The sequence below is a fragment of the Deferrisoma sp. genome (assembly GCF_054681715.1).
Window position 1 is genome coordinate 1 of record NZ_BAAHFQ010000049.1, and the last position, 22,611, is coordinate 22,611.

Genomic DNA, 22,611 nt, shown 5'->3' on the forward strand with positions numbered 1-22,611 from the left:
AGAAACATTTGGTGAAAAATTGCACTAAGCCTGCGGCGATCTCCGTAGGTATTCCTCTAGCGTCGACCGGAGAATGGCCGTCCTGACGTGGAACGGTGTGGGAGACGGCGCGGCTAAAGCCCGGGGCCCTCCGCGCCGATCCGATACCCCGAGCGCTCGTTTTCGGGGAGAGGACCGTCATGCCGCTGGAAGGGACGCTGAGCTACCGGGATCTCGCCCACCTGCTCCAGGTGGTGGGCAGTTCCAAGAAGTCGGGGGTGTTGGAGATCCAGCACGAGGACCGGGTCGCCCGCCTCGTGTTCCGGGAGGGCCGCTTGATCCGCGCCGAGTCGAACCAGCGCCACCCGGAGCTCGGGGAACTCCTCGTGCGCGCGGGGGCGTTGAGTCCCCCCGACCTTCAACGGGCGCTGACGCTCCAGCGGGCCACCGGGGAGGATCGGCGGCTCGGAACGCTCCTGTGCGAGGAGTTCGGGGTGGCCCCGGAGACGATCCAGGAGGTGCTGGCCCGGCAGTTCCGGGAGATCGTGTTCGACGTGCTGCGCTGGCCCGGGGGCCGGTTCCGGTTCGAGTTCGGGGCCCCGGACGAGGTGATGGACCGGTTCTCCCTGAACCCGTCGGCGTTCATCCTGGAGGTGGGGCTGCAGGCCGGGTTCCTGGCGGAGGAGGGGCTGGCGGACGACGACGAACTGGGCCTGCCCAAAGTGGTCGTGGATCTGGGCACCGAGAGCCTCCGGGACGCCTGTGCCGATCTGTTCCGGCGGAAGGGCCAGGAGGTCGTCCTGGTGCCGAACCCCGAGCGACTCGGCGCAGTGTTGGGAGACTGGCCGGTTCGCGCGCCTTCGCCCTGGATCGTGACCGGGTTGCCGGCCGAGCCCTCCGAGGCCGACTGGGCCCGGCTCGAGGCGATCCGGGCGGTGCGGCCGGCGGCGGCCCTGGTGGCCGTGGGCGAGTCCCGGGAGCCCGCCGTGCGGTCCCGGGCGCGCGAGGCCGGGGCCGACGCCTACGTGCCGGCGCCCCGCCCTGCCGACCTGGCGGGGCCCCACGCCGAGGCGCACCTCGACGTGTTCCTGCTCCAGCTCCAACGGGCGATGGAGCAGGCCTCGGCGGGCGGGCCCCCCTGCGACCGGGAGGCCGAGGCGTGAGCGCGGCCGACGCGAGTGTCCAGGAGTTCTTGGCCGAGGCCGAGGACATCCTGGAGCGCCTCGAGGACGACCTCGCCTCGCTGGAGCAGACCGCCGAGGGGGACGAACCCGACCCCGAGGTGGTCAACAGCATCTTCCGGGGGGCCCACAGCCTCAAGGGCATCTCGGCCATGTGCGGGTTCTCCCAGATCACCGAGGTGGCCCACAAGACCGAGACCCTCCTCGACGCGATCCGCATGGGGCGGGTGGGGTGCTCCCGGCCGGTCATGGATCTCCTCTACGAGGGCCTCGATCTCCTCAAGACCCTGTGCGGCCGGCTGGCCGGCGGTGGGGAGCCCGAGGATCCCACGGTGCCGGGGTTCGTGGAGCGGCTGATCCGGGCGGCGGAGGGGGAAGCGGCCGAACCCCAGGATGAGCTGGCCGAGTTGGGGCTCGGCGAAGACGTCCTCGCGGTGCTCACCGAGTACGAGCGGCACCGCCTCGAAGCCACCCTAAAGAACCCCAAGCGCACCCTGGTCCGGGTGCGCGTGGCGTTTCCGTTCGAAACCTTCGACACCGACCTCGAGGCCCTGAACGCCACGCTCAAGGAGCTCGGGGAGATCATCTCGACCCTGCCGGGGGCCGGCGACGCCTCCCCCGACCGCATGGAGTTTCAGCTCCTCGTGGGGATCAAGGCCGAGGTGGAGGCCGCCCGGAGCGCGGTGGCCCTCCACGGGGCCGAACTGGAGGTGATCGGGCCGCCGAAGGCGGCGCCCGGCCCCGCGGCGCCGGAGCCGCCTCCCCCACCGCCGCAGGAGGCCGTGGCCCCCGAGCCGGTCTCCGCCGGTCGGCCCGACACGGCCGGGGGGGAAGGGCTTCGGAGCCTGAGCCAGTCGATCCGGGTGGACCTCGCCAAGCTCGACGCCCTCATGAACCTGGTGGGGGAACTCGTGGTCACCCGCAGCCACATCCACCTCGTCGTGGACCGGCTCCGGCAGGAGCAGAGCCTCACCGGGGAGGTGCTCGAGCTGGCCAAGGCCCAGAAGGCCCTGGACCGGCGGCTCGCCGAGCTCCGGGAGGCCGTGATGGAGGTGAGGATGGTGCCCCTGGGGCAGCTCTTCTCCAAGCTCCAGCGCACCCTCCACAAGATCCTGCGCACCATCGACAAGGAGGTGGACCTGGAGATCCGGGGCGCCGACACCGAGATCGACAAGCTGATCGCCGAGGAGCTCAGCGACCCCCTGATCCACGTGATCCGAAACGCCGTGGACCACGGCATCGAACCCCCCGAGGAGCGCGAGGCCAAGGGCAAACCCCGCAGGGGCCGGATCGAGCTCGCTGCGTACCAGAGGGGGAACCACGTGGTGATCGAGGTGGCCGACGACGGGGCCGGCATCTCCCGGGATCGGGTGCTCCGGAAGGCGGTGGAACGGGGCCTGGTGGAGCCCGGGGCCGAGCTCACGGACAAGGAGGTGTTCGATCTGCTGTTCCAGCCCGGGTTTTCCACCAAGGACCAGGCCACCGAGATCTCGGGCCGGGGGGTGGGCATGGACGTGCTTCGGAAGAACATCGCCCGGCTGTCCGGCATGATCGAACTGGCAAGCCAAGAAGGGCGGGGCACCACGGTCACCGTGGTGCTCCCCATCACGATGGCCATCATCCAAGCCCTGATCGTGCGCACGGGGGACGCCCGGCTCGCGGTGCCCCTGAACAGCGTGCTCGAGACCGTGTCGCTTGAGGAGGCCGAGACGGACCGGATCGAGGGCCGGCCCGTGCTGCGGCTGCGGGCCGACACGCTCCCCCTCGCGCGCCTGGACCGGGCCCTGGGCATGCCGGGGGACGGGACGCCCGAGGGGGGGTACGCGGTGGTGGTCGGCGTGGCGGAGAAGCGGATGGCGTTCGCCGTGGACGAGCTGTTGGTGCAGCAGGACGTGGTGATCAAAAGCCTCGGGTCCCGGCTCAAGGGGGTGCCCGGGATCGCGGGCGCCACGGATCTGGGCGACCAAAGGCCCATCCTGGTGGCCGACGTCGCGTCCCTGGTGAAGGAGGCTGCGGCCCATGCCTGAGGCGGACGACGCGCTGGTCCGGTGGCGGGAGCGGCTTCGGGCCGCCCTGGACGCCGACGCGGCGTCCGAGGCGGGGGGGCCGGAGGCGCGGCCGGCGGACCGGCTCGAGTTCCTCGAGGTGGAGTCGGCGGGAGAGCGCTACGGCTTCCCCGTGGGAGCGGTGGCGGAGATCCTTCGGCCCCGGACCGTGACCCCGGTTCCCCGGACCCCCCCATGGGTCCTGGGCATCGCGAGCCTGCGCGGGTCGATGCTGCCGGTGGTGGACCTGTCGGCCCGGATCGGGATCGAGCCGGGGGGAGAGGCCCCCGGGGAGCGGATCGTGGTGCTTCGGGACGGGGACGAGGCGATGGGGTTTCGGGTGGACCGGGTCGTGGGGGTGGTCCGGTTCGACCCGGCAGAGGTCCGGCAGATGGAGGACGACCCGTTCCTCACGGGCATGGCGAGGGATCGCGAGGGGCGGACCCTGGGGATCCTTTCGCCCGAGGGGCTCTGCGCGTTTCGGGTGGAGGAGGCCGGATGACCGAAGGCGCGTTTCAGTTTCTGTGCGTCGAGGTCGGAGGACGCCGGTTCGCCTTCGACATCCGGGTCGTGCGCGAGATCCTGACGCCCCGGCCCCTGGTGCTGGTGCCGGGGTCCCCGCCCGAGCTCCGGGGGGTGTTCAACCTGCGGGGGGAGCTCGTGCCCGTGGCCGACCTGCACCGGATCCTCGGCGAGCCCGGGTCCCCGGCGGAGACCGACGAGGCGAAACTCCTGGTGTTGCGGTGCCGGGGACGCACCTTTGCCGTGGGGGTGGACCGGCTGGGCGAGGTGGAGACCGTGCCGCCGGAGGGTTTGGAGCCGATCCCCGGGGTGGAAGACCCGTCCCAGGGGCTCGTGGTGGCCATGTTCCGGCGGCGGGACGCGGCCGAGGACGTCGTGTTGGTGATCCGGGCGGGCGCGGTGCTGCCCGGCCCGGCGAGCGAGGAGGTGGTGCATGGACCGCTCTGATGCCAAATGGTGGGCCGCGGCCGGCGTTCTGGCCGGCGCCTCGGCCGGAGCGGGGCTCGCGTTCGGGACCTGGGCGCTCGCCGCGGCGGCGGCCGCAGGGGTGGGGCTCGGGGTGCTGGGAGGGCGCACCGTGCGCGAGGCGTGGGCGCATCGGGAGCGCGAGCTCGAGGCCGCGGTGCGCGACCCCGACCGACCCCGGCCGGCTTGGCTCGCGGCGTTGGTGGACGAGCTCGAGGAGGCCCGTCGGGCCCGGGCCGAGGCCGAGGCCCGGGCCGCAGTTGCCGAGGCCGAGGCGGTCGCGGCCCGGCAGGCCGCCGAGGCCGAACTCTCGGAGATCCGCGCCGCCGTTCGGCAGGTGCTCGGCCAGGCGGCGCCGGCGCAGCCGGCGGAGAACCCGTGCCGGCTCCTCGACCCCGTGATCTCCGACGTCCTGGCCCACGCCGAGGAGCAACGAAGGGGGATCGAGGACCTGGCCGAGGCGCTTGCCGAATGGGTGGGCCGCATGGGGACGGCTGCCCGGGAGTGGGAGGAGACGGCCCGGACCCTGGAGGATCTCTCGGCCTGCCACGAGGGCGCGGCGGGTGCCCTGGGGCTGTTGGAAACCGTCTCCTGGCCCGCGACTCAGGTGCCGGAACTGGAAGCCATGGCCGAGGCCGCGGGACCCGTGGCCCAGGGGCTTGAGGACTGCGTGCAACGGTTCGAGCGGCTGCGGGCGCGGTGGGACGAGGCCACCTCGGCCATCGGAACCCTGGGAGAACGCATCCAGTCGGTAGGGGCGATCCTCACGGTGATCGAGGACGTGACCGAGCAGACGAATCTGCTGGCCCTGAATGCGGCGATCCTGGCCGCCCAGGCCGGGGAGCACGGCCGGGGGTTCGCCGTGGTGGCCGACGAGATCCGCGACCTGGCCGAGCGCACCGCGGAGTCCACGAAGGAGATCGGAAATCTCGTGGAAACGATCCAGAGCGAGTCGGCCCGGGCCGTTCGCCTGTTGAACGATGAGCGCACCGCCCTGGCCGACGGGGTCGAGGGACTGGCGAAGGCGGTGGCCGACGCTACCGGATGGGTCCGGGGCCTCGGGGAGGTCCGAGAGGCCCTGGCCGCGTGGGCGTCGGGAATCGAGGCCGTCCGCCGTCGGGTGCAGGAGGCCACGGCACGGCTCGGGGAGGCGCCGCCGCCCCCGAACGCCCCGGCCGTGCCCGAGGTGCCCGAGGATGCGGACGCTTTGGGCCTCGCCAAGGTCCGGGACCTGTGCGAGGAGGGGGCGTTCCTGGCCGGGCGGCTCCGGGACGCCGTGGAGGAGGCGGCCGCGGAGCATGAGCGAAGCTTGCCGGATCCGGCGGAGTTGCTCGAGCCCCTGCGCCGGTTCGCCGGGGAGGGGGACGCGTCATGACCCTGGGGCTTCGCTTCCGGATCACCGCGGCCGTGGCGGCCGTTCTGCTCCTGGGAAGCGGCACGGCGTTCGTGTGGTACGCGGTATACCGGTACAACGGGGTCGAGGCCGAGGCCGTCCACTACGGCCGGGCCTTGGCCGACGGGCTCGCGGCCACGGTGGAGTCCCATCTGACCGAGATGGACGTGGGCGGTTTGCGGCACACCCTCGGGGCAATGGCCTCCACCGGGCTCTACGAGTCGGCCGCGGTGGTCGGCCGGAGCGGCCGCATCCTGGCCTCCTTCCCGGAGTTGCCGGACCGGGTGGCCCCCGACGAAGAGCCCCGGTGCGCCGGGTGTCACGGCCAAAGGCCGCCCCTTCCCTACGAGCACCTCGACCGCACCGTGGACGACCACCCGGTGGCCCGTGTGTTCCGACCCATCGCCAACGGACCCGACTGCCGCGGGTGCCACCCCGGGGACGAGGCGGTCCTGGGGTATCTGTTCCTCGACGCGGCGGTCGGAACCCCCTACCAAAGGCTCCGGCGGGAGGCGTGGACCGTGCTCGGCGCTGGGGGAGTCACGGTCGCCCTGGTCCTGGTCGGAACCTTCCTCGCCGTGCACACGCTCGTGACGCGGCGGCTCGCCCGGCTCGCCGAGGCGGTGGAGCGGTTCGAGGCGGGTGAGCCCCTGGACGAGGTGTCGGAGACCCGCGACGACGAGCTGGGCCGGGTGGAGCGCGCCCTGGTGCGGGCGGCCGCCCGCCGGCGGGAGATCCTCGACGAGGTGTCGGGCCTTGCGTCGATGCTGCGGGACCGGAGCGTGGAGGTCCAGCTGGCCCTGAGCCGGGTGCGCGAGGGGGTCCAGCGGGGTCGCGCCGCTGCCGAGGCAATTCTCACGGCCGTGCAGGGCCTCGACCAGGCCATGGAGGACACCCGGGCCCACCTGGACGCCATCGCCTCGTCCACGAGCGACAATTCGACGAGTCTCGTGGAGATGTCGGCCAGCATCGACGAGGTGGCCGGGAGCGCCGACCAGCTGGCCCAGCAGGTCTCGGCCACGGCCGCGAGCGTGCTCCAGATGGTCCAGTCCATCGGCGAGGTGGCCGAGAACGTGGAGGGGCTCGCCCGGGAGACCGAGCTCACGGTGTCCTCCATGAGCCAGATCGACGCCTCCACCCGGCAGATCGAGAAGAGCGCGCGCGAGGCGGCGGAGCTCGGGGTGCGGATGGCCGCGGCCGCCGAGGAAGGGTCACGGGCCGTGGAAGCCACCCTGGGGGGCATCCACGCCTCCTACGAGGTGATCCAGGACACGGCCCGGGTCATGGGCGAGCTGGCCGAGGCGAGCCGCGCCATCCGCCGGGTGGTGAAGATCATCAACGAGATCAACGACAAGACGAAGCTCCTCGCACTCAATGCCGCGATCATCGCGGCCCAGGCGGGGGAGCACGGCAAGAGCTTCGCGGTGGTGGCCCACGAGATCCAGGGGCTTTCCGACCGCACCTCGGCGAGCACGGGCGAGATCTTCCGGCTCGTGCGCCGGATCCAGGACCAGGCCGAGGCGGCCAACGAGGCCGTGGCCCGGGGCCAGTCGGCCACCGCCCGGAGCGTGGAGCTCGCCGAGACCGCGGGCCAGGCCCTGCGCCACATCCTGGAAACCGCCCGCACCTCCAACGAGATGAACCAGCGGATCCTGGCGGCCACCCAGGAGCAGGCCCGGGGGAGCCAGAGCGTGGTGGGGTCGATGCAGCAGGTGGCGGCCATGGTGGAGCACATTCGCCAGGCCGCCCGGGAGCACCGGAAGAGCGGCGACCTGGTCGGGGAGTCCACCGAGATCATGCGGGACCTCACCGAGCAGGTGAAACTCGCCACGGCCGAGCAGGCCGAGGTGAGCCGCTATATCTCGGACGCCGTGTCCGCCATCGACCGAAACCTCCAGGACCTCCTCGGAGCCGTGGAGCGGGAGCGGGAGGAGACGGAGCGGATCCTGGCCCACATGCAGGAGCTCTCCGGCCGCACGGGTGACCAGGACGCGGGCGTCCAGGGCGTGGAGGAGGTGATCCGCGAGCTCCAGGCCCAGATCGAGGGGCTCGACCGGAGAGCCCGGGCCCTCCTGGGGGGCGGAGGCGAGGCATGAAGACGGCCCGGGTCTTGGTGGTGGACGATAGCCCCTACGTGCGCCGGTTCCTGCGGGAGGCCCTGGAGGGCGAACCCTGGGTGGCCGGGGTCGAGGGCGCCACGAACGGCCAGACCGCCCTGGCCAAGGCCCTCCACGCCCCCCCCGACCTCGTGACCCTCGATCTCCACATGCCGGTCATGGACGGGTTCACGTTCCTGCGGCTCTTCCGCCAGCGGTCCCGGGCGCCCGTCCTGGTGGTGAGTGCCTACGCCGACCTGGAGAACGTGGACCGGGCCATGGAGCTCGGGGCCAACGGGTTCATCTCGAAGCCCGAGGACCCGTACCGGGATCTCGAGTCCATCGTGGAGGAGGTGCGGGCCAAGGCCCGGGGGGCCCTGGGGCTCTGGGCCGAGCCGGACCCGGCCGGGCCCCCGCCCCAACCGGCTCCCGCCGACCAAGACGGGTTCCCGGTGCTCGCCATCGGGGCCTCGTCGGGGGGGCCGCCGGGGCTCCAGTATCTCCTGTCGGCCCTGCCCCCGGAGCCCCGGGCCGCGGTGCTCATCGCCCAGCATATGCCGGCCGGGTTCACAGCGGCGTTCGCCAAGCGGCTCGACCGGGTGCTCCCGTTTCCGGTGCGCGAGGGCCGCGACGGGGCGCCGGTGCGGCCCGGGGAGGTGTGGATCGCGCCGGGGGGGCGCCACATGGTGGTCCGGGACGGCCCAGGGGGCGTCCGCCTCGGCCTCGAGGAGGCCGCCGGGAGCCTCTACAGCCCCAGCGTGGACCGGCTGTTCGAGACCGCGGCCGAGGCGTTCGGGCCCCGGCTCACGGCCGTGGTGCTCACGGGGATGGGCCGCGACGGGTCCGTGGGGGTCCGGGCCGTGAAGGCCCGCGGGGGCAGGGTGATCGCCGAGTCGGCCCACACCGCCCTCATCCACGGCATGCCCCGGGAGGCCGCGGCCACCGGGTGCGTGGACGAGGAGCTCCCCCTGCCCGAGATCTCGGTGCGGCTGCTCCGCCTGGCGGCCGGGGAGCGGCTCAACGGATCCAGAGTCCCCGCGTGAACCGGGGGTCGGGCACCTCGTCGGGCGCCAGGTGCCCGAACTCCTCCTCCAGCAACCCGAAGCAGTCCCGCACGAACTCCTCGAGGAACATCCGGTCGGTGCCCTCCAGGGGCATCAGGAGTGCCACCCACTCCACCGAGGCATCCACGAGCGACGGCTTCACCCTCCGGGGCGGGCGGTCCTCTTCCCAGACCCGGGCGAGCCCCTCCCGGGCCCTCTCCCGGGGGATCGGGGCGAACCGGAATCCCCGGTCGAGCGCCGCGTTCACGAGGGCCGTGAGGAACACCGTAGAGGTCTTTAGGAGTTCGGGTTCCAGGTCCCGCAGGGCGTTCTTGCAGTCCTCGAGCCGGAGGTCCACCACCGAGAGCAAGAACCGCCCCAGGAACTCCGCCTTGTCCACGGCCCGCACGGCCCGGTCCACCTCGGCCAGGGCTCGGAACTCCCGGTAGGCCGGAGACGCGTCCTCCCCCTGGTACCAGAGGGGATGGGGCCGCAGGAGCCCGTCGAGGATCTCGCCGAGGGGGGGGTCGAGGAACAGGAGCCGCTCCTTGTGCCCCTCGGGCCAGCCCTTCCGGAACACGTGGCGGGCCCGGTTTCGGGCCTCGGCGACCCGCGACCACCCGGCCCGAAACAGGTGTTGGAGCCAGTGGCGCTCCAGGAGCCGCGCCGCGGCCTCCTCGTCGGGTCCGGCCAGGGCCTCGAGCCCGATGGCCAGGTACCCGGCCACCTTCGAAAGGGCGCGGCCGTAACTCTCCAGCCGGTCCAGGTCGAGCCGGTCGGCCACCAGCACCCGGTTCGTGAGGGTGGCGAGCTCGGTCTGGATGGATTCGGCCACGGCGGGGTCCCGCACCCGGGCGAGGGCCCGCACGACCAGGTCGGGGGCCACCGAGGGCGCGGCGATGGGGTAGCGGGGCGCGGCCTCGGGCTCCCCGTCGGGGTCGGGGACGAGAGACGGGCTGCGCACGGGCAGCTCTGCCGGGCTCGAGACCGCCAGGGGCACGTACACCTCCATGGCCTCGTCCCATTCGGGAAACCCGCGCACGGCGAGTCGTCGGACCCGCTCCTGGTACACGTGCTCCTCGAGCTCTGAGTCCACCTCCCGGTGGAGCGCCTCCATGAGCCGGAGGTAGCGGTCGGGGTCCTTTTCCCGGAGCACCAGGAGGAGCGAGCGCACGAGCCCCTCCCGGTCCTTGGGGCAGCGCACGTGGTAGAACCCGTCCACCGTGATGGGGGCCCGGCCCTTTCCCTCCTGAAACGGGTCGTCGTCCGGGTCCTGGGGTCGTACCACCCGGAGGATCTGCCCGAGGTAGAGGGTCAGGTCCGCCAGGTCGAGCTGGGAGAGCCACCGGCCGAGCGGGGCCTCGCCGCAGGAGGCCAGGAGCTCGAGCCACGGCCCCACTCGGGCGGGCCGCACCCGGTCGCCCCTCCAGAGTTCCAGGTCCAGGAAGAACTCCACCTGCTCGGGACGGGCGTGGACGAGCACCAGCGGCACATGGTCCGGGTCCATCTCTTTGAGGGTGAAGTAGAGTTCCTCGGGTGGCATCAGGGCCACCACGGCCGGAAGGTGCGGGCTCGCCAGCAGCCGCTCCTCCCGGGCCTCGCCCCGTAGGCTCAGGATCTCGTCGAGTTCCCGCCGAAGCGGGGTGGCGACCACCACCCCCCGCCCGGCCGGCGTGAGCGCGTCGGTCATCGGAACCTGCCCTTTCTGGGGGTGTCCGGTGTCGGGTCGTTCGGTTCGCAGGGCAAGAAGCCTAGCACGCCGGCGCGCCGGCCCGCCAGGTCCGGTTGCCGGGGCCCCGGGAACCCGATACCATCGCCGGCTTGGCGGCTTGGCGGCTTGGCGGCTTGGCGGCTTGGCGGCTGGCGGCTGGCGGCTGGCGGCTGGCGCGGTAGTGCCGCGGGAATAGCGCGGACGTCCCGGCACGGGGCGATCGGAGGAGAACAGGGTGAAACGGATACGAAATGCGCGATCCGCACGGGTCGGAGCGGTGCTCGTGGGGCTCGGGCTCCTGGGGGCCGTGGCGGCCTGGGCGAGCCCCGGCGGCTCCCTCGAGGGCCGGGTCCAGGAATACCGGCTGGCAAACGGGCTCACCGTGCTCACCCTTAGGAGGGGCATCGCGCCGGTGGTGAGCCTGCAGATGACCTTCCGGGTCGGCGGGGTCGATGAACCCTCGGGCCACACCGGCATGGCCCATCTCCTGGAGCACCTGCTCTTCAAGGGCACCCGCACCCTGGGCACCCGGGACTGGGCCCGGGAGCGGCCGCTCCTGGAAGAGATCGAGCGGGTGGGCCGGGCCTTGGACCGGGAGCGCCGCAAGGGGGGCCGGGCCGACCCGGCCGAGGTGAGGCGCCTTCAGGAGCAACTCGGCCGCCTTCAGGAGAGGCACCGGGAACTCGTGGTCAAGGACGAGATCGACGCCATCTACACCCGAAACGGCGCCGTGGGGTTCAACGCGTTCACGAGTTCGGATCTCACGAGCTACATCGTGAGCCTGCCGTCGGACCGCCTGGAGCTCTGGGCCCGCATCGAGTCCGAGCGCATGCGCGACCCGGTGCTCCGGGAGTACTACGTGGAACGCGAGGTGGTGATCGAGGAGCGCCGTCAGCGCTACGGCTCCGACCCCGACGGCCGGCTCTACGAGGCGCTCCTGTCCACGGCGTTCGTGGCCCACCCCTACCGGGACCCGGTGATCGGCTGGCCCTCGGACCTGGAAACCCTGGACCTCGGGGCGACCCGGGAGTTCTTCCGCCGGTACTACGGTCCGGACAACTGCGTCGTGGTGGCCGTGGGCGACGTGGATCCGCCGGCGTTCTTCCGGCTGGTGGAGCGGTACTTCGGCGACCTGGAGCCCCGGGGGGCGCCGGACGACCGGCCGATTACCCGGGAGCCGGCCCAGGCCGGTCCCCGGCGGGCCGAGGTGTGGTTCGACGCCGAGCCCCGGCTTGCCGTGGCGTTCCACAAGCCCACGCTGCCCCACCGGGACGACTACGTGTTCGACGTGATCGAGGCCGTGTTGACCGACGGCCGTAGCTCCCGGCTCGTGCGCGAGCTCGTGGACCGCCGCCGGATCGCGGCCTCGGTGAGCGCCGCCAACGGGCTTCCGGGCGCCCGGTACCCGAACCTCTTCGCCGTGTTCCTGACCCCGCTCCAGGGGGTTGCGCCCGAGGAGGCCGAGCGGGCCCTCCTGGAGGAACTCGACCGCCTGGGCCGGGAGCCGCCCACCCCGGAGGAGCTCGAGCGGGTGCTCCGGCGGCTCGAGGCCGACCGGGTGAAAAGCCTCCTCTCGAACGGCGGGCTCGCCCGTAGGCTCGCCTACTTCGAGGCCGTGGCCGGCGACTGGCGCTACATCGAGGAGCACCCCAAGGTGCTTGGTACCATCACCCCCGAGGAGGTGGCCCAGGTGGCCCGAAGATACTTCACGCCCGAAAATCGCACCGTGGTGGTGCTCCGGCCTGGGCGGGAGGGGCGGCCATGAGGCCCGCGTCCTTGCGGGCTCTGGCCCTTGCGGTTGGGATCCTGACCCTCGCCGCCTGCGCCGGGCGCCGGCCCCTGGATCCCCGGACGGCGGTCTATCCCCCGCCCCGGTTGCCCGAGATCGAGGTCCAAGGCGGCCGGCTCGCCCCCGGGGGGGCCGAGTGGTTCTGGGTGGAGGACCACGACGTGCCCCTCATCCGCCTCTATCTGGCCGTTCGGGGGGGCGAGGTGTACGACCCGCCCGAGCTCGCGGGGCTCGCCCGGGTGGCGAGCCTGGCCTGGCGGACCGGGGGCGCCGGGGATCTGGACCCCGAGGCGTTCGACCGGGCCCTCGAGAACCGGGGCATGGACCTCTCGGTGCACCTGGGCCGGGACAAGGGCTGGATCACCCTGACCGTGCTCCCCGAGGACCTGGACCGGGGGCTCGACCTCTTGGCGAAGCTCCTCTGGGAACCGGCGCTGCGGGCCGACCGGGTCGATTGGGCCAAGGCCCAGGTGGCCGAGGCCCTGCGCCGGGAGGCCGACGAGCCCCAGAGCCTGGGCTTCCGGGAGATGCGGCGGGCCCTGTTCCGGGGCCACCCCCGGGGCCGGGTGCCCACCGAGGAGACGGTGGGCCGGATCGGCCGGGACGACCTCGTGGAGATCCACCGCCGGCTGGTCTCGGAGGGAACCTGGGCCCTGGGCGCGGTGGGGGATTTCGAGCCCGAAGACCTGCGGGAGAGGCTCGCGGCCCGGTTCGGCCGGCTTCCCGGCCGGGGAGGCGCGTTCCCGCTCCTGACGCCCCCGGCGGAACCGCAGCCGACCGTGGTGATCGTGCCGAAGGCGCTCCCCCAGACCACGGTGATCTGGGCTCGCATCGGGCCCGCGCGGTTGTCGGAGGATTTCGCCGCCCTGGAGGTGTGCGACCACGTGCTGGGCTCCGGCGGGTTCACGGCCCGGCTCGTCCGGGAGATCCGGTCCAACCGGGGGCTGGCCTACAGCGTGGGGAGCTTCTACCAGGCCCTGCCCCGGTTCGGGGTGCTGGGGGCCTACGGGCTCACGAAAACCCAGAGCGCGGGGGAGGTGGTGGACCTCATGCGGGCCGAGATCCGGAACCTGGCCGACGGCATCACCGCGGCCGAGGTGGAGGAGGCCCGTCGCAGCCTGGTGACCCGCCACGTGTTCCGGTACGACGACCCGGCGAACCTCGTGCGCGACCGCCTGGAGAATCTCCTCGACGGCCTCCCCCTGGATCTCGGGGAACGCTACCCGGACGAGGTCGCGGCCGTGACCCTCGACGCGGCCCGCCGGGCCGCCCGCAGCCATCTCGATCCGGCCCGGGGCGTCTGGGTGCTCGTGGGGGATCTGGACCCGGCCGACCCGCGGTGGGGCCGCATGGGGGCGGTGGAGGTGGTGAAGCCGGGGGAATAGTACGGCCTTCAGCACCGTTGCCGGGGGCGGGTGGGGGACTGGTTCCGGCCGGGCGCGAGTGCGGCACCTGATCGCCGCGCCTTCGCATGCCGTTGCCGGCTCGGCAGGTCGGGGCGCCGGCGGCGGAAGTTCCGGATTTTCCAAGTAACTTCGGCTGGGACGCTGGGAGGCTAGGAGGCTAGGACGCGAAAATACTTTGCGATTCCAGCGTCATCGGCTGTGCCAACCTGTGCGAGCGGCTTCCAAGCCGCGACGCCCTTTCCTTCGGGCCTTCGGCCCGGATCGCGCCTTGGAAGGCGCTCCCACACCGAGGCCCTGACTCGGACGTTGCTGTCCTGCGCAGTGGGGCCCCGAAGGGGCCCTGGGGAGCTTCCAAGTCGGTCCAAGCCTCTGGGGCGCGGCGACGTGAGGGGCCGCACCCGGCTCTCCACCAGCCCCCCACCCGCTGGTTTCCGTAGCAACCACGGGGATCTGACAACACTTCCGTTGGTGTTGTTAACCGGGGTGGGTCAGGCCTTGACGTCCAGGAGGTTTCCCTTCGTGGGGTCCCCGTCGGGCGCCCGAAGGAGTTCGGCCCGGGCCCGGGCCTCGGTCTGGGCGGCCTGGGCGGCCACCGCGAGGTCCTGGGCCGAGGGGCGGGCCGGGGCTAGGGCCGCCCGGCGCACCCGCTCCATCTTCGCGATTGTGGCCTCGGGGTCGCCGGGTTCCGGGGAGGAGTCGATCTGGACCTCGCCGGCCACGGCGTAGGGCCGGCCGTCGGGGCCCATGCGGTACCGGAACGAGGGCCCGCCCCGCACGAGCCCCCCGCCCGCGGCAGCATGGGCCGCCTCGTGGGCCCGCACCTCCCGGTCGGTCCGGCGCAACTCGGCGAGAAGCGCGCGGACCTGGGGGTCGGACACCTGGCTCGCCCGAGCCCCGTTCCCCCCGTGAGCGATCGAGACACCCGCTTCCACCCGCACGGCAGCCCCACCTCCTCGCCACCCCGATCGGCAGGTTAAGGGTCGGGCTTGAGCCGGCCTTGACGCCGACCCCCGCCGGGGTACGGTGGAGGCCTCTTGGCCCGATCCACCCCTGCCGGAGGGTTCCCATGCCTCGGACGGTCTTGATCTTTGTCGCGTTGCTCCTTGGGGTTCCGGCCCCGTCCCCCGCCGGCCTCGTCACCCGGAGCGTCGAGTACCGGCACGGCGACGCCGTGCTCGAGGGGTACCTGGCCTACGACGACGCCGTCGCCGGCAAACGGCCGGGGGTGCTCGTGGTCCACGAATGGTGGGGGCTCAACGAGTACACCCGGATGCGCACCGAGCAGTTGGCCCGGCTGGGGTACGTGGCGTTCGCCGCGGACATCTACGGCAAGGGAAAGCGGGCCGCCGACCCGGCCGAGGCCCGGCACCTGGCGGGGCTGTTCCGCAAGGACCAGGCGCTTTTACGGGAGCGCGCGCTGGCCGGCCTCCGGGTGCTCCGGGAGCACGAACTCGTGGACCCGGACCGGGTCGCGGCCGTGGGGTACTGCTTCGGGGGAACCACGGTGCTGGAGCTCGCCCGGGCGAACGCGCCGGTGCGGGGCGTGGTGAGTTTCCACGGGGGGCTTCGCATGGCCGACCCGAAGGCCACCCGGGAGGTGGGGCCCCGGGTGCTCGTGTGCCACGGTGCGGACGACCCGTTCATCCCCGAGGAGGACATCCGCGCCTTCCAGGAGGAGATGCGCAGGGCCGGAGCCGACTGGCAGATGATCTTCTACGGCGGCGCGAAGCATAGCTTTACGAACCCCTGGGCCAAGGGGAAGCTCGCCGGCGCCCAGTACCACGAGCCCTCCGCGAAGCGCTCCTGGGAGCACATGAAGCTGTTCTTGGCCGAGCTCTTCCGGGAAGGGACGTGAACGGAGAGGGGGGGTACCCCTCAGGGGGCCCGGGACTCCCAGCCTTCTACCCCTCCACGTACGCCGCCACCCGTTCCCCGAGGTCCCGGAGCACCCGGCCGGCCTTGCCCTGGAGGAACACGTCGGTGATCGAGCCGGTGAGGTGGGTGGGCTCGAGGTTCACCTCGATCACGGCGGCCCCCGCCTGCTTGGCGATCCAGGGCATCTGGTTCGCGGGCGCCACCTCGGCCGAGGTGCCCACGACCAGCATGACCCGGCACGAGGCCGCGAGCCGGTAGGCCTCCCGCAGGGCCTCCTCGGGGATGGGCTCGCCGAAAAAGACCACGTCGGGTTTGAGGACGCTGCCGCACTCGCAGGCGGGCGGCACCCCCCGGCGGCGGGCCTCCTCCCGATCCACCCGCCCCCCGCAGGCCAGGCACGACAGGGTGCGGTGGCTTCCGTGGAACTCCACCACCCGGCGGCTTCCGGCCGCCTGGTGGAGCCCATCGATGTTCTGGGTGATCACCCCCTGGACGATCCCGGCCTCCTCGAGCCGGGCCAGGGTTTCGTGGGCCGGGTTCGGCCGGGCCGCGTCGAGCACCGACTCCATCTCGGCCAGCATCTTCCAGACCTTGGGCGGGTTGGCCCGGAAGGCCTGGATCGTGGCGTATTCGGCCGGGTCGAACCGCTCCCACAGCCCCCCGCGGCTGCGGAAATCGGGGATCCCGCTCTCCACGCTGATCCCGGCTCCGGTAAGGGCCACGGCCCGGCGGCGCACCGCGAGAAGGCGGGCGGCCTCGTCTAGCTTTGCTTCCACGGCTCCCCTCCGTTTCGGAAGGCCTCGACCTTCGCCTTGATCTCCCGGATCCGGCCCTTGAACCGGGGGCCCGAGGGCAGGATCCGGTCCGAGAAGTGGTGCTGCATGGACTCGTCGCTCCACCGGGCCGGGGCCCCGGGCCGGGGCACGAACCGGACCCGGCCGTCGGCCTGCTCCCAGGTCCCGGGTAGGTCGCACAGGAGGCAGAAGGCGGTCCCGTCGGGCCGGGTGGTCACCTGGTCCAGATGGCACACGGGGCAGACGCCGGGGTCCCCCCGGTAGGCCGTCTCCCCCCGGCCCAGGGCCCGGCCGGCCGCCAGCGCCCGCTCACAGGCCGGGGCGTCGTCGAAGATCTCGCCCGGCCCCTGGGCGTGGCCCACGAACTGGTCCACCACGGGCATGCCCAGAAAGAGGAAAAACAGGCTCGTCTGGGCGAGCGCCAGGGGCTCCCAGCCCGGCACGCCGGCGGCCACGAGGGTGAGCCCGGGTTTCCCCTGGAACTCCCGGCGGATCCCGAACCGGATCATGCGGTCGTGGAGGTTTTTCACCTGGGCCGTGGCCCCGAGCACGTAGCACGGCGAGCCCAGCACCACGGCGTCGGCCCACCGCATGGCCTCCAGGAACTCGGGGAACCGGTCCTTCTGGACGCAGTCGGTGTCCTTGAACACGCAGGCCATGCAGCCGCGGCAGGGGCCGAGTTGGAGGTCGGGGATCCGCAGGAACCGGGTCTCGGCCCCCTCGGCCTCGGCCCCCCGCAGGGCGAGGCGCACGAGAAGGTCGGTGTTTCCCCAGGGGCGGCAGCTGGCGCTCAGACCGAGTACGTTCATGAGGGAACGCTCCGTTGGGAAAGGTGGGAAAGCTGGGACGCCGGGAGGCGCGGACGCTAGGACGCAATGCTCTCTGTCGATTCCAGCACTCCCTCCCGTCCCACCGTCCCCGCCCCCTCCGTGTCCTCCGTGTCCTCCGTGGTTCTTTTCCAAGTCACTTCGGCTAGGCGGCTGGGCGGCTCGGCAGCCAGGCGGCTAAAAACCTTCGGGATTCCGGCGTATTCGCGCGGGCCGACCCGTGGGAGTGGCTGCCGGGTCAGGGGCCAGAATTCAGAAGTCAGAGACCCCCCTGCCCTCTGTCGTCTGTCCACTGATTCCTGACACGGTCGCCGCTCCCCAGCTGCCGCACTCGCGCCCGACCGGAACCGGGCCCCCAGCCGCCGTCGGCAAGACCTTTGAAGTCGCAGGAACTTCTTCGTTGGGGCCAAGGGGCCGTTCGGCCTTCTGGCTTCCTGGCTTCCCAGCCGCAGCGTACATCCGTACCACAGGTGCCGGCGGTCCGTCACCCGCCCCGGGGAAGATTTTCCCTGGCCCGCCGGCGTGAGCCCGGGTACAATCCGCGGCCGTTTTCCCCCCGACCTTGGAGGAGCGAACCCGAGATGGCGCAGTACGTCTACGTGATGAAGGGCCTCACCAAGACCTACCCCCCGAACCGCACGGTGCTCAAGGACATCTGGCTCTCGTTCCTGCCGGGGGCGAAGATCGGGGTGCTGGGCCTCAACGGGGCGGGGAAATCCACGCTCCTTCGCATCATGGCGGGGCTCGACACCGAGTTCGACGGCGAAGCCTGGCCGGCCGAGGGGGTGCGGGTGGGGTATCTGCCCCAGGAGCCCGAACTCGACCCGGGGAAGACCGTGGCCGAGGTGGTGGACGAGGCCGTGGCCGAGACCCGGGCGCTCTTGAGGAAGTTCGACGAGATCAACGCCCGGTTCGCCGAGCCCATGGAACCCGAGGAGATGGAGGCCCTCCTGGCCGAGCAGGCCCGGGTGCAGGACGCGATCGACGCGGCCGGGGCCTGGGACCTCGACCGCAAGCTCGAGATCGCCATGGACGCCCTGCGGTGCCCGCCCCCCGACACCCCGGTGAAGACCCTTTCCGGCGGGGAGCGTCGGCGGGTGGCCCTGTGCCGGCTTCTCCTCCAGCAGCCCGACCTCCTCCTTCTCGACGAGCCCACGAACCACCTGGACGCCGAGTCGGTGGCCTGGCTCGAGCGGCACCTGGCCGAGTACCCGGGCACGGTGGTGGCCGTGACCCACGACCGGTACTTCCTCGACAACGTGGCCGGGTGGATCCTGGAGCTCGACCGGGGCCGGGGCATCCCCTGGGAGGGGAACTACTCGTCGTGGCTCGAGCAAAAGCAAACGCGGCTGGCCCAGGAGGAGAAGCAGTCGGCCGCCCGGCAGAAAACCCTGGAGAGGGAGCTCGAGTGGATCCGCATGGCGCCCCGGGCCCGCCAGGCCAAGGGCAAGGCGCGGCTCCGGGCCTACGAGGACCTGCTGCGCCAGGAAACCGCGGGCAAGGTGGAGGCCGGGGCCATCGTGATACCGCCCGGGCCCCGGCTCGGCGACGTGGTGATCGAGGCCGAGGGGCTCCGGAAGGCCTACGGCGACCGGCTCCTTTTCGAGGACCTTTCGTTCCGGCTCCCCCCGGGGGGCATCGTGGGGGTGATCGGCCCGAACGGCGCCGGCAAGACGACCCTCCTCCGGATGCTCACGGGCGCCGAGAGGCCCGACGCCGGCACGCTCCGGATCGGGGAGACCGTGGTCATGGCCTACGTGGACCAGAGCCGCGACGCCCTCGACCCCAACGCCACCGTCTGGGAGGAGATCACCGGGAAAGAGGAGTTCGTGGAACTCGGAAAGCGCCGGGTGCCGTCCCGGGCCTACGTGGCCGCGTTCCAGTTCCGGGGCGCGGACCAGCAAAAGCGGGTGGGAGACCTCTCGGGCGGCGAGCGAAACCGGGTGCACCTGGCGAAGTTGCTGAAGCGGGGGGCGAACCTGATTCTTTTGGACGAGCCCACCAACGACCTCGACGTGGACACCCTGCGGTCCCTGGAGGAGGCGCTTCTGGAGTTCGCCGGGTGCGCCGTGGTGGTGTCCCACGACCGGTGGTTCCTGGACCGGATCGCCACCCACATCCTGGCCTTTGAGGGCGACAGCCGGGTCGTGTGGTTCGAGGGGAACTACGAGGCCTACGAGGCCGACCGCCGCCGCCGGCTCGGGGCCGAGGCCGACCGGCCCCACCGCATCCGCTACAAGCCCCTGGTGCGGTAGGGCGGGGCGGGAGGAAAACCACGGAGGGCACGGAGGGCGGCGGGACGGTGGAAGCGGCGGCCATGTCGGGAGTCAGTGGACAGGCGACAGGAGGCTTCTGTCCTCTGTCCTCTGACTTTTCGCTTTCGACCACCGGGTGAATCGCCGCGGCCTGGGCCAAGGGACCGGAGACCGTCGACCGTGGAGCGAAGTGACTTGGAAAACCACGGAGGGCACGGAGGACACGGAGGGAGGGCGGGGACGGCGGGACGGATGGCGGTGCTGGAATCGCCAAAGATTTCTGCCTCCTAGCGTCCCAGCCTCCTAGCCTCCTAGCCTCCAGCCTTCTAGCCGCCTAACCGCCCAGCCGCCCAGCCGCTTAGCCGCCCATCCTCACCTTGGCCCGGCCCATGAGGAGGGAGCCCATCACCGGCACGATGCCCAGGGTCACCAGGGTGCTCACCAGCAGCCCGCCGATCACGGCGATGCCCAGGGGGTTCCACATCTCATGGCCGGTCTGGCGCGACAGGGCCATGGGCAGCATGCCGAACGCCGTGGTGAAGGTGGTCATCAACACGGGCCGGAGCCGGGTGCGCCCGGCCCGCAGGAGGGCCTCCTTGAGTTCCAGGCCCCGGGCCCGCAGTTGGATCGCGTAGTCGATGAGCACGATGGCGTTGTTGACCACGATCCCCACCAGCATGATGATCCCGATGAAGCTCATGAGCGACAGCGGGGTGCCGGTGGCCGCGAGACCCAGGAACGCGCCGGTCAGGGCGAAGGGCACCGAGAAGAAGATCACGAACGGGATCACCAGGCTCTCGAACTGGGCCGCCATCACCATGAACACGAGGATCATCCCCAGGGCCAGCAGTTGGAGGAGGTCCCGGAACGCGTCGGCCTTCTCCTTGACGTCCCCGCCGAACCGCACGGTGATCCCCTCGGGCAGATCGAGGACGGCCAGGATCTTCTCCACGTCGGCCGTGACCTCGCCGAGGCTCCGGCCCACCACGTCGGCCGACACCGAGATCAGGCGCTGCTGGTTCTTCCGGTCGATCTGCAGGGGGATCTCCCCCTCCTCGATCCGGGCCACGTCCTTCAAGCGCACCATCCGGCCGGTGATGGTCTTGAGCCGCAGGTCCTCGAGTTCGGAGCGCCCGGCCCGGTCCTCGGGCCGGAGGCGCACCGTGATGTCGTAGTCGTCGCCGGCGTCCCGGAACTGGGTGTACTCGGTGCCGAACACGGCCGTTCGCACGTCCCGGGCCAGCGCGGCGAGCGGCAGGCCCAGCCGGCCCGCCTTCTCCCGGTCCACCTCCACGAGCCACTCGGTCTTCGAGGGCTTGAGCGACCAGGCCGCGTCCCGCACCCCCGGCACCTCCTTGACGCGGTCGAGGATCTCTCCGGCCGCGCCCCGCAGCCGGTCCCAGTCGTTCCCCAGGACCTCGATCACCAGGGGTTTTGCGCCGCCGCCGAAAAAGATCTTCTGGGCCGCGCCCACGGTGCGCACGCTCAGTTTCTCGATGTCGGGGATCTCCCGGTAGCGCCGCCGCAGGGCCTCGGCGATCTCGGTCACCGAGCGCTGGCGGTCGGCCTTGTCCACCAGCTTCGCCCCGATGCGCACGACGTGGTTCCCCTCCTCGAACCCCACGGCCGTGGCGATGCCCTGGCGGCTCTGGCCCGTGAGGGCGTAGAGGGCCCGCACCTCGGGCACCTCCTCGTAGAAGATCTTCATGAGCCGCTCGACGACCCGTGTGGCCTCCTCGATCCGCACGTCCACCGGGAGTTCCGCGTTCACCTCGATCTCGCCGGTGTCGGTCTGGGGCATGAACTCCGAGCCCGTGTGCCGGGCGGCCGCGAACCCCCCGGCGAGCACCGCGGCGGCGAGCACCAGGGTCACGACCCGGTGCCGGAGCATCCAGCCGAGCACCGCGCCGTACAGGCGCTCGAGCCCGGCCAGCACCGCCTCGCTGCCCCGGAACAGGGCCCCGAGCACGCCCCGGTAGGTCGCCTGGGGTTTCAGAAGCTTGCTCGCGGCCATGGGGGTGAGGGTGAGGCTCACCAGAAGGCTCGCCAGGAGGGTCAGGGTCACCAGGAACCCGAGCTGCTTGAACAGGATCCCGGCGATGCCCCCCAGGAACACCAGGGGCAGGAACACCGCGATGGTGGTCAGGGTGGAGGCCGAAACGGCCAGGCCCACCTCGTTCGCCCCGTCCACGGCCGCCGTGGCCGGGCTCGGGGCGCCCTCCTCGATGTGCCGGGTGATGTTCTCCAGCACCACGATGGCGTTGTCCACCACCATGCCGATGGCGATGGTGAGGCTCATGATGCTGATCAGGTTCAGGGTGAACCCGAAGAGGTACATGGCGAAAAACGTCACGATCATCGAGAACGGGATGGTGAGCGCCACCACCAGGCTCGGCCGGAGCCGCCGCAGGAACACGAAGGTGACCACGATCACCAGAAGCCCGCCCAGGTAGAGGCTGGACTTCAGGTTGTTCACCATGTTCTCGATGTCCTCGGCCGAGTCCATGATCGTGCCGAGCTTCACGTCGGCCGGGAGGTTGCGCTCGATCTCCGGAAGCCGGCGCCGGATCTCCCGCACCACGTTCACGGTGTTGGCGCCCGACTGCTTCTGGATCATCAGGAGGATGCCGGTTCGGCCGTTGGTGTAGATCTCCTCGTACTTCTCCTTGAAGTCGTCGGCCACCCGGGCCACCTCCCCCAGGTGCACCACCCGGCCCTGGCGCACGGCCACCGGCACGGCGGCCAGCTCCCGGGGCGACCGGAACCGGCCCGGCACCCGCACGGGCACGGCGCGCTTGCCGATCTTGACCTCCCCGGCGGGCATGTCGAGGTTCTCCCGCTCCAGGGCCTGGCCCAGGTCGTCCAGGGAGAGCCCGTAGGCCGCGAGCCGGTCGTTGTCCACCTCGACCCGGATCTCCCGCTCGAGCCCGCCCCGGATGATCACGGCGCCCACGCCGGGGATGCGCTTCAGCACCGTGGCGATCTGCTTGTCCACGATCTGGTAGAGGGCCCGGTACGACTCGGTGGCCTCCACCGACAGGAACAGGATCGGGAAGTTGGCCGACGAGAACTTGAACAGGAGGGGGTTCTCGATGTCCTTGGGCAGGTAGAACTTGGCGATGTCGAGCTTTTCGCGCACGTCGTTGGCGGCCTCGCCCAGGTCCGAGCCCCATTTGAACGTGCAGGTCACCACCGACAGGCTGTCCTTGGAGATCGAGGTGATCCGGTCC

At 71.8% G+C, this 22,611-nt stretch carries 16 protein-coding genes; 11 read left to right on the forward strand and 5 right to left on the reverse strand.

Going from position 1 to position 22,611, the window contains the following annotated elements; genetic code table 11:
* Positions 1-179 precede the first annotated feature (179 nt).
* From ACY0I8_RS08965 to ACY0I8_RS08995, 7 genes are read left to right on the forward strand one after another with little or no spacing between them, the layout of a single operon-like run.
* Positions 180-1,142, forward strand: coding sequence for a DUF4388 domain-containing protein (locus ACY0I8_RS08965; RefSeq protein WP_461394454.1), 963 nt, complete (start codon positions 180-182; stop codon positions 1,140-1,142).
* Complete coding sequence (locus ACY0I8_RS08970) at positions 1,139-3,187, forward strand: chemotaxis protein CheA (protein ID WP_461394455.1); 2,049 nt, start codon at positions 1,139-1,141, stop codon at positions 3,185-3,187. The genes ACY0I8_RS08965 and ACY0I8_RS08970 overlap by 4 nt, the downstream gene beginning before the upstream one ends.
* A complete protein-coding gene (locus ACY0I8_RS08975; protein ID WP_461394456.1) occupies positions 3,180-3,707 on the forward strand; it encodes a chemotaxis protein CheW in 528 nt (175 codons plus the stop codon). Before ACY0I8_RS08970 ends, ACY0I8_RS08975 begins: the two co-directional genes overlap by 8 nt.
* A complete protein-coding gene (locus ACY0I8_RS08980) occupies positions 3,704-4,174 on the forward strand; it encodes a chemotaxis protein CheW (protein WP_461394457.1) in 471 nt (156 codons plus the stop codon). Before ACY0I8_RS08975 ends, ACY0I8_RS08980 begins: the two co-directional genes overlap by 4 nt.
* Positions 4,161-5,567 carry a methyl-accepting chemotaxis protein gene (locus tag ACY0I8_RS08985; protein ID WP_461394458.1) on the forward strand — a complete coding sequence of 469 codons (1,407 nt, stop codon included), beginning with the start codon at positions 4,161-4,163 and terminating at the stop codon, positions 5,565-5,567. Before ACY0I8_RS08980 ends, ACY0I8_RS08985 begins: the two co-directional genes overlap by 14 nt.
* Complete coding sequence (locus ACY0I8_RS08990; RefSeq protein WP_461394459.1) at positions 5,564-7,681, forward strand: methyl-accepting chemotaxis protein; 2,118 nt, start codon at positions 5,564-5,566, stop codon at positions 7,679-7,681. The genes ACY0I8_RS08985 and ACY0I8_RS08990 overlap by 4 nt, the downstream gene beginning before the upstream one ends.
* Positions 7,678-8,724 carry a chemotaxis protein CheB gene (locus tag ACY0I8_RS08995; RefSeq protein WP_459940513.1) on the forward strand — a complete coding sequence of 349 codons (1,047 nt, stop codon included), beginning with the start codon at positions 7,678-7,680 and terminating at the stop codon, positions 8,722-8,724. Before ACY0I8_RS08990 ends, ACY0I8_RS08995 begins: the two co-directional genes overlap by 4 nt.
* Here the strand turns inward: ACY0I8_RS08995 and ACY0I8_RS09000 are convergent.
* Positions 8,699-10,414, reverse strand: coding sequence for a DUF6178 family protein (locus ACY0I8_RS09000; RefSeq protein WP_459940512.1), 1,716 nt, complete (start codon positions 10,412-10,414; stop codon positions 8,699-8,701). The two genes, ACY0I8_RS08995 and ACY0I8_RS09000, sit on opposite strands and share 26 nt — an antisense overlap.
* Positions 10,415-10,670: 256 nt before the next feature.
* Here ACY0I8_RS09000 and ACY0I8_RS09005 point away from each other — a divergent pair, with 256 nt between their 5' ends.
* On the forward strand, positions 10,671-12,200 hold the full coding sequence (locus ACY0I8_RS09005) for a M16 family metallopeptidase (RefSeq protein WP_459940511.1): 1,530 nt from the start codon (positions 10,671-10,673) through the stop codon (positions 12,198-12,200).
* Positions 12,197-13,609 (forward strand): M16 family metallopeptidase, encoded by a 1,413-nt coding sequence (locus tag ACY0I8_RS09010; protein WP_459940510.1) that lies wholly within the window; start codon positions 12,197-12,199, stop codon positions 13,607-13,609. The genes ACY0I8_RS09005 and ACY0I8_RS09010 overlap by 4 nt, the downstream gene beginning before the upstream one ends.
* A gap of 509 nt (positions 13,610-14,118) precedes the next feature.
* Here ACY0I8_RS09010 and ACY0I8_RS09015 read toward each other — a convergent pair.
* Positions 14,119-14,568 (reverse strand): putative metalloprotease CJM1_0395 family protein, encoded by a 450-nt coding sequence (locus tag ACY0I8_RS09015; protein ID WP_459940509.1) that lies wholly within the window; start codon positions 14,566-14,568, stop codon positions 14,119-14,121.
* A 128-nt stretch (positions 14,569-14,696) separates the two neighbouring features.
* On the opposite strand from ACY0I8_RS09015, the gene ACY0I8_RS09020 reads away from it, so the two are divergent.
* On the forward strand, positions 14,697-15,485 hold the full coding sequence (locus ACY0I8_RS09020; protein WP_459940508.1) for a dienelactone hydrolase family protein: 789 nt from the start codon (positions 14,697-14,699) through the stop codon (positions 15,483-15,485).
* Between the two features lie 46 nt (positions 15,486-15,531).
* Here ACY0I8_RS09020 and ACY0I8_RS09025 read toward each other — a convergent pair whose 3' ends face one another.
* Both ACY0I8_RS09025 and ACY0I8_RS09030 read right to left on the reverse strand, forming a co-directional pair.
* Positions 15,532-16,281, reverse strand: coding sequence for an SIR2 family NAD-dependent protein deacylase (locus ACY0I8_RS09025; RefSeq protein ID WP_459940507.1), 750 nt, complete (start codon positions 16,279-16,281; stop codon positions 15,532-15,534).
* Entirely contained in the window at positions 16,266-17,108 is an 843-nt protein-coding gene (locus ACY0I8_RS09030; RefSeq protein ID WP_459940506.1) for a flavodoxin family protein, read from the reverse strand. The genes ACY0I8_RS09025 and ACY0I8_RS09030 overlap by 16 nt, the downstream gene beginning before the upstream one ends.
* A gap of 599 nt (positions 17,109-17,707) precedes the next feature.
* Here ACY0I8_RS09030 and ettA point away from each other — a divergent pair.
* Entirely contained in the window at positions 17,708-19,381 is a 1,674-nt protein-coding gene (gene ettA, locus ACY0I8_RS09035; protein WP_461394460.1) for an energy-dependent translational throttle protein EttA, read from the forward strand.
* 358 nt (positions 19,382-19,739) lie between these two features.
* Here the strand turns inward: ettA and ACY0I8_RS09040 are convergent.
* The coding region (locus tag ACY0I8_RS09040; protein ID WP_461394461.1) for an efflux RND transporter permease subunit at positions 19,740-22,611 on the reverse strand (2,872 nt) is incomplete at its 5' end.